Genomic DNA, 13,647 nt, shown 5'->3' with positions numbered 1-13,647 from the left:
ACTCGTCTGGTCGGCCGCCGCTGCGGCACTCGAGACCGACACGCGAACGCTCGGCGCCTGAGCGGGCGGGGCGTGTCGTGCGCCCGAAGCTGAGTAGCCTTGATCCGAGCCATTCCCTGGAGAGTTTCCGTGACTGACGCTGTGTCCTATCCCGCCGACGGCTTCGCCCTGTTCCCCGATCGCTCCGTGGTCGCCCTCCGCGTCAACGGTGAGCTGAAAGACCTCGCGACGGTGGTGGAGCAGGCGGATGCCGTGGAGCCCGTCACCATCGACAGCCCCGACGGCCTGGCGATCCTGCGCCATTCGACGGCCCACGTCCTCGCGCAGGCCGTCCAGCGCATCCACCCGCAGGCGAACCTGGGCATCGGCCCGCCGGTGACCGACGGCTTCTACTACGACTTCGGCGTCGAGCATCCCTTCACCCCCGAGGACATCAAGGCCATCGACAAGGAGATGCAGCGCATCGTCCGCGAGGGCCAGCGCTTCGTGCGCCGTGTCGTGACCGAGGAGGAGGCGCGCGTCGAGCTCGTCGACGAGCCGTTCAAGCTCGAGCTCATCGACCTGAAGGGCGGCGGCGCCGCCGACAAGGCCGAGGGCGCCTCCGTCGAGGTCGGCGCGGGCGAGCTGACGATCTACGACAACGTCGACCGCGACGGCCAGACCGTGTGGAAGGACCTCTGCCGCGGACCGCATCTGCCCACCACCCGCATGATCGGCAACGGGTGGGCGCTCCAGCGGATCGCGGGTGCATACTGGCGCGGCAGCGAGAAGAACCCCCAGCTGCAGCGCATCTACGGCACCGCCTGGCCGACCAAGGACGAGCTGCGCGCCTACCAGACGCGCCTCGAGGAGGCCGCGAAGCGCGACCACCGCAAGCTCGGCAAGGAGCTGGACCTGTTCTCGTTCCCGGACGAGATCGGATCGGGCCTGTCGGTCTGGCACCCGCGCGGCGGCGTGGTGCGCGGCGAGATGGAGCAGCACGCGCGCCGGCGCCACATCGAGGGCGGCTACACCTACGTCTACACGCCCCACATCTCCAAGCAGGACCTCTTCCTGCAGTCGAACCACCTCGTCACCTACAAGGAGGGGATGTTCCCGCCCATCCACCTCGACGAGGAGCGCGACGAGCAGGGCGAGATCACCAAGCACGGCCAGGACTACTACCTGAAGCCGATGAACTGCCCGATGCACATCCTCATCTACAAGGAGCGCGCGCGCAGCTATCGCGACCTGCCGATGCGGCTGGCCGAGAACGGCACGGTGTACCGCAACGAGCTCTCGGGCGCGCTGCACGGCCTCACCCGGGTGCGCGGCTTCACCCAGGACGACTCGCACCTGTTCGTCACTCCGGAGCAGCTGGAGGAGGAGGCGACCCGCGTCCTGGAGTTCGTCATCTCGATGCTCCGCGACTTCGGCCTCGAGGACTTCGAGCTCGAGCTGTCGATGCGCGACGACGAGAAGGAGAAGTGGATCGGCTCGGACGAGTTCTGGGAGCACTCGACCGACGCGCTTCGCAACGTCGCCCTCGCGAGCGGCCTGAAGCTCACCGAGGTCCCGGGCGAGGCGGCCTTCTACGGTCCGAAGATCGACCTCAAGACGCGTGACGCGATCGGCCGCACCTGGCAGCTGTCCACCGTCCAGGTCGACCCGAACCTGCCGGAGCGGTTCGAGCTGGAGTACACCGATCGCGACGGCCAGAAGAAGCGGCCGATCATGATCCACCGGGCGCTCTTCGGCTCGATCGAGCGGTTCTTCGCGATCCTGCTCGAGCACTACGCCGGCGCGTTCCCGGTGTGGCTTGCGCCCGTGCAGGTGGTCGGCATCCCCGTCGCCGAGGACTTCGCCGACTACCTCGGCGACGTCATCGCGCAGCTGAGGGCAGCGGGAGTGCGCGCCGAGCTCGACCACTCCGACGACCGCATGCAGAAGAAGATCCGCACCCACACCACCCAGAAGGTGCCGCTGCAGCTGATCGCGGGCGCCCAGGACCAGTCCGCCGGCACCGTGTCGTTCCGCTTCCGCGACGGCTCGCAGGAGAACGGCGTGCCGATCGCCGACGCCGTCCGCCGCGTCCGCGACGCGATCGCCTCGCATGCCCTGGTGAACACGGCGGAGGACTTTTCGTGACGGACGTCGGCGAGCCCGGTCCGGGGACTCCGGGAACGGATGCCCCGGACCCGGTGCTCGTCGACGCCGCGACACTCCCGGGGGTGCCCGACCAGTTCCAGCGGCTGTGGACCCCGCACCGCATGGCGTACATCCAGGCGGGCCCCGAGGTGCTGCGGCAGGAGTGCCCGTTCTGCGAGGCGCCCCGCAGGTCCGACGAGGACGGCCTCATCGTCTTCCGCGGGAGGACGGCGTACGCGCTGCTGAACCTCTTCCCGTACAACTCGGGTCATCTGCTGATCTGCCCGTATCGCCATATCGCGACCTACGACCAGGCGACGGACGAGGAGGTCGCCGAGATCGGCCTCCTGACCCAGCAGGGCATGCGCGTGCTCCGTCAGGTGTCGCGCTGCGACGGCTTCAACATCGGCATGAACCAGGGGCATGTCGCCGGCGCGGGCGTGGACGAGCACCTGCACCAGCACATCGTGCCCCGCTGGGCCGCGGACGCGAACTTCTTCCCGATCATCGCGAAGACCAAGGCGCTGCCCCAGCTGCTGGGCGACGTGCGCCGCGCGGTGGCCGACGCCTGGAGCGCCTGACCGGAGTCGACGGATGCCGCGGCCCGCGGCATCCGTCACTCCGATGCGATCAGCGGACCCGCGTGACCTCGAACTGCAGACGCGGGTGGGCGTAGGCCTCCTGCGACTCGACGAGCTGCAGCTCGCGCTCGCCCGACGCGTGCGTGCGCTCGAGGAGGTCGAACACGCTCGACGTGGTGCGGGCGAGCGCATCGGCTGCGTCGCCGGTGCGGCGGTAGTGCGCGGTGAAGAGGGCGGCCGTGACGTCGCCCGATCCGTTCGCCTTCATCGGGATGTGGGGCGTCTGCACGATCCAGGCGCCGTCATCGGTCACGGCGAGCATCTCGATCGTCCCCTCCGGGCGATCGGGCCGTTCGACGCTCGTGACCAGCACCGTTCCGGGGCCCATCGCCCGGGCGAGGTCTGCCGAGGCGAGCGTCGATGCGAGGTCGGCGGGCTCGGTGCCGGTCAGGAAGCCGAGCTCGAACTGGTTCGGGGTGATGATGTCGGCGGCGGGGACCACGCGCTCCCGCAGCAGCACGGGGATGGCCGGCGCGACGAAGCAGCCCGACTTCGCGTTGCCCATCACCGGGTCGCACGCGTAGACGGCCTCGGGGTTGGCCTGCTTGACCCGTGCGACGGCGTCGAGGATCACGTCGGCGATGCCCTCGCCGCCCTGGTACCCCGAGAGCACGACGTCGATCTCCGGGAACGCGCCGCGCTCCTCGATGCCCGTGATGACCTCGCGCACGTCGTCCGGGCTGATGAGGGGGCCGCGCCATGCGCCGTAGCCGGTGTGATTGGAGAAGTTCACCGTGTAGACCGGCATGACCTCGACGCCGATGCGCTGGAGCGGGAAGACGGCGGCGGAGTTGCCGACATGACCGTAGGCGACCGCGGACTGGATCGAGAGGATCTTCACCGCTCGATCATGCCACTTCGCGCGTGACGAGCCGTCCACCGGCCGCTCGCACGGCGGCGGCGACGTCGGCGGCGAGCCGGTCGGCGTCGGGGTCGTCCAGATCGTGCACCGTGAGCCGCAGGCGGTGCGACGGGCCCGCCTCGGCCAGCACGAACTCGTCGCCGGGCCGGGCGAGCCACCCGCGGCGCATCAGCTGCTCCGAGACCGCCCGCGCCGGCACGGGGAGCGCGATCCACAGGTTCAGCCCGTCACCGGCGCCCGCCGGCACGCCCTGCGCCGACAGGCGCTGCACGAACGCCGCGTTGCGCGCCGCGTAGTGAGCGCCCGCGCGCTCGATGGCCGCCATGGTCGCGGCATCCTTCACCAGAGCGAGCGTGAGCCGCTGGAGCAGGTGGCTGACCCAGGTCGTGCCGGGAGTGAGCCGCATCGCGAGCCGCTCGGCCGTCTCGGGATCGGATGCCGTCACCGCCAGGCACATGTCGGGACCCAGGAACTTCGACACCGACCTGACCAGCGCCCACCGTCGGTGGCCCGCCGCGACGAGGGAGTGGAACGGCTGCCGCGACAGCAGCGAGAAGTGGTCGTCCTCGATGACGAGGACGTACGGGTGGTCGCGCAGCACCGCCCGCAGCTGCTCGGCGCGACGCTTCGAGAGACTCGCCCCGGTGGGGTTCTGCGCCCGCGGCGTGTGGACGACGGCGCGGACGCCCTGGTCGAGCGCCGCCCGCAGTCCCTCGACCGTCATGCCCTCGTCGTCGACGGGGACCGGGACGGCGCGGTACCCGCCGATGCGGACGGTGTGGATGCTGGTGAGGAAGCAGGGGTCCTCGAGCGCCACGGCGTCGTCCCGCGTGAGCGCCTGGGCGAGCAGGCGCTCGACGGCGTCGGCCGCGCCGCTGGTGATCGTCAGCCGCATGTCCGCGGCGGGTGCCAGGTCCTGCCGCATCCACTCCCGCGCCCATTCCTCCAGGGCGGGGTCGATCACCGGCTCGCCGTACAGGACGGGCCGCCCGGCCACGCTCGCCAATGCGGACGACGGGTCGGGGATCAGGTCGGGGTCGGGGTTGCCCGTGCCGACGTCGCGCAGCACGCTGCCGGCGGCGAAGCCCTCCTGGGCGACGGGGGCGGGGTCGGCCACGCGCGTGCCGCCGCGGCCGCGCGTCACGATGACGCCGGCCTGCGTGAGCTGGCGATAGGCAGCGACGACTGTGTTGCGGTTGACCCCCAGCCCGTCTGCCAGGGCGCGGACGGGCGGGATCGCCTGCCCGGGGCGAAGGTCGCCGCGCTCGATCAGGGCACGCAGGCTGTCGGCGATCTCGGACGCCGACCTGCCGCGGATGTCCAGGTCCATTGCGCATCCCCCTTCAGCGGCCGTCTCCGGATGAGTGTAGGGCCCAGCTCATGCTATCTTTTGGCCTAGGCCAATACCCGCATATGTCCTCACCGCTGCGCGCACCGCGCCGAACGAAGGGAACGCTCGTGACCACTGCCGACACGGGAACCGACCGCGTCAAGCGCGGACTCGCCGAGATGCTCAAGGGCGGCGTCATCATGGACGTCGTCACTGCCGAACAGGCGAAGATCGCCGAGGACGCGGGCGCCGTCGCGGTCATGGCGCTCGAGCGCGTGCCGGCCGACATCCGCGCGCAGGGGGGCGTCGCCCGCATGAGCGACCCCGACCTCATCGACGACATCATCGCGTCGGTCTCGATCCCGGTGATGGCCAAGGCCCGCATCGGCCACTTCGTCGAGGCGCAGGTGCTGCAGGAGCTCGGCGTGGACTACATCGACGAGTCCGAGGTGCTCTCGCCCGCCGACTACGTCAACCACATCGACAAGTGGAAGTTCACCGTCCCGTTCGTGTGCGGCGCGACCAACCTCGGCGAGGCGCTGCGCCGCATCAACGAGGGTGCGGCGATGATCCGCTCCAAGGGCGAGGCCGGCACCGGAGACGTGTCGGAGGCGACCAAGCACATCCGCAAGATCAGCTCGGAGATCAACGTCCTGCGGTCGATGACCAAGGACGAGCTGTACGTCGCGGCCAAGGAGCTCCAGGCGCCGTACGAGCTGGTCGCCGAGATCGCCGAGACGGGCAAGCTCCCCGTCGTCCTCTTCGTCGCCGGGGGCGTCGCCACGCCCGCCGACGCGGCGATGATGATGCAGCTGGGCGCCGACGGCGTCTTCGTCGGCTCGGGGATCTTCAAGTCGGGGAACCCCGCCGAGCGCGCGGCGGCGATCGTGAAGGCCACCACCTTCTACGACGACCCCACGGTGATCGCCGACGTGTCCCGCGGACTCGGCGAGGCGATGGTGGGCATCAACGTCGCCGACCTCGCCGCGCCGCATCGGCTCGCCGAGCGCGGCTGGTGACGAGGCCGCGACCCCGGGTCGGCGTCCTCGCGCTGCAGGGCGACGTCCGTGAGCACGTGCGCGTGCTCTCGGACCTCGGGGCCGAGGTCGCGACGGTCCGACGCCCCGAGGAGCTCGCCCAGGTGGACGGCCTCGTCCTCCCGGGCGGCGAGTCGAGCGTCATCGACAAGCTCGCCCGCGCGTTCGGGATGCGCGACCCGGTGCGCGCCGCGATCGCGGAGGGGATGCCCGTCTACGGGACCTGCGCCGGCCTGATCCTCCTCGCCGACCGGATCACGGACGGGATCGAGGGTCAGCAGACCTTCGGCGGCCTCGACGTGACGGTGCGCCGCAACGCCTTCGGCAGCCAGGTGGACTCGTTCGAGGTGGATCTGGACGTCCCCGTGCTCGGCCGCCCCCCGGTGCACGCGGTGTTCATCCGCGCGCCGCTCGTGGAGCAGGCGGGGGAGGGCGTGGAGCGCCTGGCCGCGCTCGCCGACGGACGCGTGGTGGCCGTCCGCCAGGGAGCGCTCCTGGGCACGTCCTTCCACCCGGAGGTCGGCGGGGAGCAGCGGTTCCACGCGCTGTTCCTCGACATGGTCCGCGAGCGCGTCGGCTGACCGGCCGGATCCGCCTCCCGGGGTAGATTCTGATCCATGACGATCAACGACTGGTGGCGCGAGCACCCGGAGGAGCGCTACTGGATGATCGCCCCGTCGCGCGGCGTCGTCGGCGACGCGCTGACGGCTCCGAAGGCGGCCGACGACCGCCGCTTCGAGTGGTCCCACGAGCTCGTCGGGTTCACCGAGCCCGGTGACACGCTCTTCGTGTGGGATCGCACGCTGCCGGTTCCCGGCATCGCCGCGTGGGGTCGCGTGCTCGGCCCGCTCGGCGAGGAGACCCGCTCACGGCGCGGCGACGAGCTGCGCCACTGGCGCATGCCCATCAGCGACACGCTGCGCCTCGCCTCGCCGATCACCCTTCCCCGCCTGCGGCGCGTGGGCGCCGAGATCGTCGCCGTCCGCGATCGGGTCGAGCAGCTGACCGAGGGTCCGGTGTACTTCCCGTTCATCGGCTCGGCGGACAGGCTCGCCCCAGCCCCCGCCTATCTCACGAAGGTGCCGCGAGACCTCGTGGCGCTGCTGTCGTCGCGCTTCGGGTTCGAGTTCGCCCTGTGACGCGGGGATAAACTAGTCCGTCGTGGCGCCGCGATCGAAGCGCCGGCCGCCGACGAGCGTGATTCAGGAGGACCATGTCCGGGCATTCCAAGTGGGCGACGACCAAGCACAAGAAGGCGGTCATCGACGCGCGCCGTGCGAAGTCGTGGGCCAAGCTCATCAAGAACATCGAGGTCGCCGCGAAGCTCGGCGGGCCTGACCTGGCGGGCAACCCGACCCTGTTCGACGCCGTGCTGAAGGCGAAGAAGACGTCGGTCCCCAAGGACAACATCGACCGCGCCATCAAGCGCGGCGCCGGCATCGGCGGGGAGTCGGTCGAGTACTCCTCGATCATGTACGAGGGGTACGGCCCCTCCGGCGTCGCCCTCCTGATCGAGTGCCTCACCGACAACAAGAACCGCGCGGCCGCCGAGGTGCGCACCGCGCTCACCCGCAACGGGGGCACGCTCGCCGACCCGGGCAGCGTCGCGTACAACTTCACCCGCAAGGGCGTGATCGTCGTCGGCGGCGAGTCGACCACCGAGGACGACGTCATGATGGCGGTCCTGGAGGCCGGCGCGGAGGAGGTCGAGCCCCACGCCCAGGGCTTCGAGGTCATCACCGAGGCATCCGACCTCGTCACGGTGCGCACCGCGCTGCAGGAGGCGGGCATCGACTACGAGTCGGCCGACGTCGAGTTCGTCCCCAATCTCAAGGTCGAGGTGGACGCCGAGACGGCGCGCAAGGTCTTCCGCCTCATCGACGCCCTCGAGGACAGCGACGACGTGCAGAACGTCTACAGCAACTTCGACCTCACGCCCGAGGTGCAGGCGGAGCTCGAGGACGACGAGGACTGACGATCGCTCCGGATGCCCCGCCCAGGCGCGCCTGGGCGGGGCATCCGTCCGCCTGGCCTAACGTGGGGGAGTGGCGTCCTCCCGTGGTCCTCTGCGCGTGCTCGGCATCGACCCGGGCCTCACGCGCTGCGGCGTCGGCGTCGTCGACGTGCGTCCCGACCGCTCCGCGACGCTCGTGCACGTCGGCGTCGTGCGGTCCGACCCGGGCGCCCCGATCGAGGAGCGGCTCGCACTGATCGCGACGGGTCTGCGCGCGGTGCTGGACGCGCACGAGCCCCACGTCGTCGCGGTGGAGCGCGTGTTCGCACAGCACAACCGCGCCACGGTGATGGGCACCGCGCAGGCGAGCGGCATCGCGCTCCTGGTCGCCGGGGAACGCGGACTCGCCGCGGCGACGCACACGCCGTCGGAGGTCAAGGCGGCGATCACCGGGTACGGGAACGCCGACAAGCGGCAGGTGCAGACCATGGTGGCGCGCGTGCTGCGGCTCGACGAGCTGCCGAGACCCGCGGACGCCGCCGACGCGCTCGCCCTCGCGCTCTGCCACGCGTGGCGCGGAGCCCCCGCGACCGGGTCGCGCTCCGAGCCCCTCACACCGGCGCAGCGGGCATGGGCCGATGCCGAGCGCCTCGCCCGGAAGTGAGCGGTGCGCCGCCGAGCGTGTCGCTCGAACAAACGTGCGAACCGCACCGTAGGCTCGGAGCATGATCTCCTCAGTCCGCGGCACGGCCGTGCACGTCGACGCGGACGCGGTCGTCGTCGAGGTCGGCGGAGTCGGCCTCCACGTGGCCGTGACGCCGCAGGTGGCGCGCATGACGCAGGTCGGCGACACCCTCACGCTGCACACGTCGCTGATCGTCCGCGAGGACGCGCTGTCGCTGTTCGGGTTCGAGTCCCGCGAAGAGCTGGGCGTGTTCGGGCTTCTGCTGGGCGTCACGGGCGTCGGACCGAAGTCGGCGCTCGGGGTGCTGTCCACCCTGACCGTCCCGCAGATCGCCGACGCGGTCGCCGCCGACGACGACGCGCCGTTCCGCCGCGTGTCGGGGATCGGCCCCAAGACCGCGAAGCTCATCGTGGTGCAGCTGGCGGGGAAGATCGCCGTCACCAGGCCCACCGGCCCCGCCGGCGGCGCAGGCGCCGCCGCGGCGATCCCGGCACAGGTCGTGCAGGCACTCGTCGGGCTGGGGTGGTCTGAGCGCGTGGCAGCAGAAGCGGTGGACCTCGTCGCCGCCGACGCCGCCGACAGGGACCGCTCCTCGGTCCCCGCCCTGCTGCGACTGACCCTGGCGACCCTCGGGCCCGCGCGGAAGGAGCCGGTCGGTGGCTGAGGTGCGCGAGGCGACCGAGCCGGTCGACGAGGCCGAGCTCGCGATCGAGGGCGCGCTGCGCCCCGGCTCGCTCGCCGAATTCGTCGGACAGCAGAAGGTGCGCGGTCAGATGCAGCTGCTGCTGGACGCCGCGCGCATCCAGCAGCGCCCCGCCGACCACATCCTGCTCTCCGGACCCCCGGGCCTCGGCAAGACGACGCTCGCGATGATCGTCGCGCACGAGAGCGAACGGCCGCTGCGGCTGTCCAGCGGTCCGGCGATCCAGCACGCCGGCGACCTGGCGGCGCTGCTGTCGAGCCTGACGCCGGGAGAGGTGCTCTTCATCGACGAGGTGCACCGCATGGCGCGCTCGGCGGAGGAGATGCTGTACCTCGCGATGGAGGACTTCCGCATCGACATCATGGTCGGCAAGGGCGCCGGTGCGACCAGCATCCCGCTCGACCTCGCCCCCTTCACGCTGGTCGGCGCGACGACGCGGTCGGGGCTGCTGCCCAATCCGCTGCGCGACCGCTTCGGATTCACCGCGCATCTGGAGTACTACGAGCCGGAAGAGCTCGAGCGCGTCATCGAGCGCTCGGCGGCCATGCTCGGCGTCTCGCTGCCGCCGGCGGCCCGCGCCGAGATCGCCCGCCGATCCCGGGGGACGCCGCGTATCGCCAACCGCCTGCTGCGTCGCGTGCGCGACTACCTCGTGGTGCACGGCAACCGTCGCGGCGCCGACATCGCCACCGTCGACGCCGCTCTGGACCTCTACGACGTCGACGCCATCGGGCTGGACCGCCTGGACCGCGCCGTCCTCGACGCGCTCGTGCGGCGGTTCCGCGGCGGTCCCGTGGGCCTGGGCACCCTCTCCGTCGCGGTGGGCGAGGAGCCCGACACGATCGAGTCGGTGGTGGAGCCGTACCTGGTCCGCATCGGCTTCATGGGCCGCACACCGCGCGGACGCATCGCGATGCCGGAGGCGTATGCCCACCTGGGGGTGCCCCTCGCAGACTCGGCGCTCCGATTCGATGACCTATAATCGCTGGAGGCTTTCGCCCACCCCCTCCTGCAAGGCAGTGCCGCCGCTGGCGCGCACGCCTTAACCGAAAGGTGCTCCCGCCTCCATGGACCTCGCTACGTTCCTGAGCAATTACGGCCTCATCATCCTGCTGGTCGGACTCCTCGTCTTCATGTTCTGGAGCTCGCGCCGCCGGATGCAGAAGCAGAAGCTGGAGCAGGAGGAGAAGGCCCGCCAGACCGTCCCCGGCGCTGAGGTGCTCCTGCAGGGCGGCCTGTACGGCACGATCGTCTCGTACGACGCCGACAACCTCGACCAGCCCGCCATCGTCGAGCTGGCCCCGGGCGTGCAGATCAAGGTGCACAGCCAGGCGATCCTGCGCATCGTGAACCCCACCGTCGGCGCCGTCAGCGAGGACGAGTACCTCGCGGCCGAGGAGAGCCACGCCGAGTACGCCGAGGGCGTCGCCAACGGCGACATCAGCTCGATCAGCGACGACCAGGCCGCCACCGGCAACACGAAGGCCGACCCCGACACCGAGCCCGGCACCAAGTCGCAGGGCTGACGCCCCTCCTCCGCCCGTTCGGGCATCCCAAGAAAGCAGAGACGTGGCGACATCCACTCCCGTCCGGCATGCGTGGCGCGCGCTGACCGGCCTCCTCGCCATCACGGCCCTCCTGTTCGGCATCAACGCCCTGGGCGTGTACGTGTTCGGCCAGAGCTCGTGGACCCCCGCTCTCGCCCTGGACCTCCAGGGCGGCACCCAGATCGTGCTCGAGGCCCAGACCGAGGACGGCGCCGACCCGTCGGCCGAGCAGATGGAGCAGGCCGTCACGATCATCCGTCAGCGCGTCGACGCCTCCGGCGTCGGCGAGGCCGAGGTGACCACGCAGGCGGGCAACCAGATCGTCGTGCAGATCCCCGGGCAGGCCGACGAGGAGACCCGGAACCGGATCGAGGCCTCGGCGCAGCTCCAGCTGCGCGCCGTGCTGTACGCGGGCGACCCCGCCACCGAGTTCGTCGGAGAGGACGGCAACGCCACGCCGTATCCGACTCCCGACCCCACGCTGCAGGCGACGCCCACGACCTCGCCGACCAACGGCAGCGACACCGCGTGGATCACGCCGGCCCTGCAGGCCGAGTTCCTCGCGTACGACTGCTCCGACCCGGCCAACGACCCGGCCAGCGCTCCGGCCGACGAGCCGCTGATCACCTGCGACGCCGACCGCACGGTCAAGTACATCCTGGGCCCGGTCGAGCTCGACGGCTCGTCGATCGACGACGCGACGTTCGGCCTGCAGCAGCAGAACGGGCTGTGGGCGGTCAACCTGCAGTTCGACGGCGAGGGCACCCAGATCTTCGGCGAGATCAGCCAGCGCCTGTACGGCGCCCAGGCGCCGCTGAACCAGTTCGCGTTCGTCCTGGACGGGTACGTGCTCTCGGCGCCCTCCATGAACGGCGTCATCACCGACGGCAAGCCGAGCATCACCGGCAGCTTCACCCAGGAGACCGCCAAGGTGCTCGCCGACCAGCTCAAGTACGGCGCGCTGCCGCTGAGCTTCACGGTCGAGAGCTCCAACTCCATCTCGGCGACGCTCGGCTCGCAGCAGCTGCAGATCGGCCTCATCGCAGGTCTCATCGGTCTCGCGCTCGTCGCCCTGTATTCGCTCATCGTCTACCGCGCGCTCGGGTTCGTCATCATCGCCTCGCTGGCGGTCATGGCCGTGCTCACCTACGTCACGCTGTGCATCCTCGCGTGGCGCATGGGCTTCCGCCTGTCGCTGGCCGGCGTCGCGGGCCTGATCGTGACGATCGGCTTCACGGCCGACTCCTTCATCGTCTACTTCGAGCGCATCCGCGACGAGCTGCGCGACGGCAAGTCGGTCACGGCGGCCGTCGAGGACGGCTGGGGACGCGCGAAGCGCACGATCTACATCTCGAAGTCGATCAACATCCTCGCCGCAGTGGTGCTCTACATCCTCGCGGACTCGACGGTGAAGGGCTTCGCGTTCACCCTCGGCCTCACCACGGCCATCGACGTCCTGATCTTCATCCTGTTCACGCACCCCGTGATGCAGCTGCTCGTGCGCACGAGGTTCTTCGGGTCAGGGCATCCGCTGTCAGGGCTCGATCCGACGGCGCTGGGCGCGGTGTACCGCGGGCGCGCGCAGTTCCGCGAGCCGGTGCTCGCCGGCGGCGCCGCCGGACGCCGCACCGTCAAGGCCCGCGGCGAGGCCGTGCGCCGCCAGACGATCGCCGAGCGCAAGCAGGCCGAGCTCGCCGCGGCCGACAGCAGACCGGGCACGACCGTCAAGGAGGGAGACGACTGATGCGCTCCATGAGCCAGCTCGGCAACGACCTCTACACGGGCAAGACGTCGTTCCCCTTCGTCGGACGCCGCAACCTGTGGTTCCTCATCGCGGCGCTCCTCGTCCTCGGCTCGGTTCTCGTGCCGCTGTTCCGCCCGATCCAGTTCTCGATCGAGTTCACCGGCGGCTCGCAGTTCACCGTCAACGGCGTGCAGTCGCCGGTCGACCAGTCGCTGGCGACCGACGCCGTGCTGTCGGTGGTGCCCGAGGCGACGACGAAGGTGGTCACGATCGGAGAGGACGCCGTCCGCGTCCAGACCGATCAGATGACGGATGCCGAGAGCCGCGAGGTCTCCGACGCCCTCGCCGAGGCGTACGACGTTCCGGAGAGCGAGGTGAGCTACGCGTTCATCGGCCCCAGCTGGGGTGCCGACGTGACGCGGCAGTCGCTGTGGGGACTGGCGATCTTCCTGGCCCTGACCTTCATCATCCTCGCGCTGTACTTCCGCACCTGGAAGATGTCGGTGTCGGCGATCATCGGCCTCGTCGACGTCCTCATCATCACCATCGGCGTCTACGCGCTGTTCGGCTTCGAGATCTCGCCCGCCGCGGTGATCGGCTTCCTGACGATCCTCTCGTACGCCCTGTACGACACCACGGTCGTGTTCGACAAGATCCGGGAGAACACCAGCGAGGACGGGGAGGTGTCGGGGCGCACCTTCGGTGAGTCGGTCAACCTCGCGGTGAACCAGACGCTCGTGCGCTCCATCAACACGACCGTCGTGGCGATCCTGCCGACGGGTGCGATCCTGTTCATCGGCCTCATCTGGGCCGGCGCGCAGACGCTCACCGACCTGTCGCTGTCGATCTTCGTGGGAACGATCGTGGCCGCGTACTCGACCATCTTCGTCGCCGCGCCGCTGTACTCGCTGCTGCGTGAGAACGAGCCGGCGATCAAGACGCGCGACGCGCGCGTCGTGACGGCGCGCGAGCTGGCCGGCACCCCGGCCTGAGCGCACGACGCGCGGGCGTAGGATT

The 13,647-nt window shown here is 70.7% G+C and carries 14 protein-coding genes; 12 read left to right on the top strand and 2 right to left on the bottom strand.

Annotated features, from left to right (window positions below; all coding sequences use genetic code 11):
- Positions 1 to 129: 129 nt before the first annotated feature.
- Together thrS and V6R91_RS28270 are read left to right on the top strand one after the other, a co-directional pair.
- Positions 130 to 2,127, top strand: coding sequence for a threonine--tRNA ligase (gene thrS, locus V6R91_RS28275; RefSeq protein WP_336398015.1), 1,998 nt, complete (start codon positions 130 to 132; stop codon positions 2,125 to 2,127).
- Between the two features lie 53 nt (positions 2,128 to 2,180).
- Complete coding sequence (locus V6R91_RS28270) at positions 2,181 to 2,708, top strand: HIT family protein (protein ID WP_336398064.1); 528 nt, start codon at positions 2,181 to 2,183, stop codon at positions 2,706 to 2,708.
- Between the two features lie 49 nt (positions 2,709 to 2,757).
- On the opposite strand, the gene pdxY is transcribed toward V6R91_RS28270, so the two are convergent.
- Together pdxY and V6R91_RS28260 are read right to left on the bottom strand one after the other, a co-directional pair.
- Complete coding sequence (gene pdxY, locus V6R91_RS28265) at positions 2,758 to 3,609, bottom strand: pyridoxal kinase PdxY (protein WP_336398014.1); 852 nt, start codon at positions 3,607 to 3,609, stop codon at positions 2,758 to 2,760.
- 7 nt (positions 3,610 to 3,616) lie between these two features.
- A complete protein-coding gene (locus V6R91_RS28260; RefSeq protein ID WP_336398013.1) occupies positions 3,617 to 4,960 on the bottom strand; it encodes an aminotransferase class I/II-fold pyridoxal phosphate-dependent enzyme in 1,344 nt (447 codons plus the stop codon).
- 83 nt (positions 4,961 to 5,043) lie between these two features.
- Between V6R91_RS28260 and pdxS the strand changes: the two genes are divergently transcribed.
- From pdxS to secF, 10 genes are all read left to right on the top strand, one after another.
- Positions 5,044 to 5,979: a pyridoxal 5'-phosphate synthase lyase subunit PdxS gene (gene pdxS / locus V6R91_RS28255; protein WP_442928187.1), complete on the top strand. Its 936-nt coding sequence runs from the start codon at positions 5,044 to 5,046 to the stop codon at positions 5,977 to 5,979.
- Entirely contained in the window at positions 5,973 to 6,578 is a 606-nt protein-coding gene (pdxT, locus tag V6R91_RS28250; RefSeq protein ID WP_336398063.1) for a pyridoxal 5'-phosphate synthase glutaminase subunit PdxT, read from the top strand. Before pdxS ends, pdxT begins: the two co-directional genes overlap by 7 nt.
- Before the next feature lie 36 nt (positions 6,579 to 6,614).
- The gene (locus V6R91_RS28245) at positions 6,615 to 7,136 is read left to right on the top strand and encodes a hypothetical protein (protein WP_336398011.1); all 522 of its coding nucleotides are present in this window, start codon (positions 6,615 to 6,617) and stop codon (positions 7,134 to 7,136) included.
- A 74-nt stretch (positions 7,137 to 7,210) separates the two neighbouring features.
- Complete coding sequence (locus V6R91_RS28240) at positions 7,211 to 7,972, top strand: YebC/PmpR family DNA-binding transcriptional regulator (RefSeq protein ID WP_336398010.1); 762 nt, start codon at positions 7,211 to 7,213, stop codon at positions 7,970 to 7,972.
- A 70-nt stretch (positions 7,973 to 8,042) separates the two neighbouring features.
- Entirely contained in the window at positions 8,043 to 8,615 is a 573-nt protein-coding gene (gene ruvC / locus V6R91_RS28235; RefSeq protein ID WP_336398009.1) for a crossover junction endodeoxyribonuclease RuvC, read from the top strand.
- Between the two features lie 61 nt (positions 8,616 to 8,676).
- Complete coding sequence (ruvA, locus tag V6R91_RS28230; RefSeq protein ID WP_336398008.1) at positions 8,677 to 9,300, top strand: Holliday junction branch migration protein RuvA; 624 nt, start codon at positions 8,677 to 8,679, stop codon at positions 9,298 to 9,300.
- Positions 9,293 to 10,321, top strand: a complete 1,029-nt coding sequence (gene ruvB, locus V6R91_RS28225) for a Holliday junction branch migration DNA helicase RuvB (RefSeq protein WP_336398007.1) — start codon at positions 9,293 to 9,295, stop codon at positions 10,319 to 10,321. Before ruvA ends, ruvB begins: the two co-directional genes overlap by 8 nt.
- An 85-nt stretch (positions 10,322 to 10,406) precedes the next feature.
- The gene (locus tag V6R91_RS28220) at positions 10,407 to 10,865 is read left to right on the top strand and encodes a preprotein translocase subunit YajC (RefSeq protein WP_336398006.1); all 459 of its coding nucleotides are present in this window, start codon (positions 10,407 to 10,409) and stop codon (positions 10,863 to 10,865) included.
- Between the two features lie 43 nt (positions 10,866 to 10,908).
- Complete coding sequence (secD, locus tag V6R91_RS28215; protein WP_336398005.1) at positions 10,909 to 12,630, top strand: protein translocase subunit SecD; 1,722 nt, start codon at positions 10,909 to 10,911, stop codon at positions 12,628 to 12,630.
- The gene (secF, locus tag V6R91_RS28210) at positions 12,630 to 13,622 is read left to right on the top strand and encodes a protein translocase subunit SecF (RefSeq protein WP_336398004.1); all 993 of its coding nucleotides are present in this window, start codon (positions 12,630 to 12,632) and stop codon (positions 13,620 to 13,622) included. Before secD ends, secF begins: the two co-directional genes overlap by 1 nt.
- The last annotated feature ends 25 nt before the right edge of the window (positions 13,623 to 13,647 follow it).

It is taken from the genome of Microbacterium sp. CCNWLW41, assembly GCF_037083505.1.
This window is presented reverse-complemented; position numbering and strand designations above follow the sequence as displayed.

Bases quoted from the DNA above. Each gene is read 5' to 3' on its own strand.
- V6R91_RS28260 (WP_336398013.1), bottom strand. From the start codon at position 4,960: ATGGACCTGGACATCCGCGGCAGGTCGGCGTCCGAGATCGCCGACAGC.
- pdxS (WP_442928187.1), top strand. From the start codon at position 5,044: ATGTCCTCACCGCTGCGCGCACCGCGCCGAACGAAGGGAACGCTCGTG.
- V6R91_RS28245 (WP_336398011.1), top strand. From the start codon at position 6,615: ATGACGATCAACGACTGGTGGCGCGAGCACCCGGAGGAGCGCTACTGG.
- V6R91_RS28240 (WP_336398010.1), top strand. From the start codon at position 7,211: ATGTCCGGGCATTCCAAGTGGGCGACGACCAAGCACAAGAAGGCGGTC.
- ruvA (WP_336398008.1), top strand. From the start codon at position 8,677: ATGATCTCCTCAGTCCGCGGCACGGCCGTGCACGTCGACGCGGACGCG.
- V6R91_RS28220 (WP_336398006.1), top strand. From the start codon at position 10,407: ATGGACCTCGCTACGTTCCTGAGCAATTACGGCCTCATCATCCTGCTG.
- secF (WP_336398004.1), top strand. From the start codon at position 12,630: ATGCGCTCCATGAGCCAGCTCGGCAACGACCTCTACACGGGCAAGACG.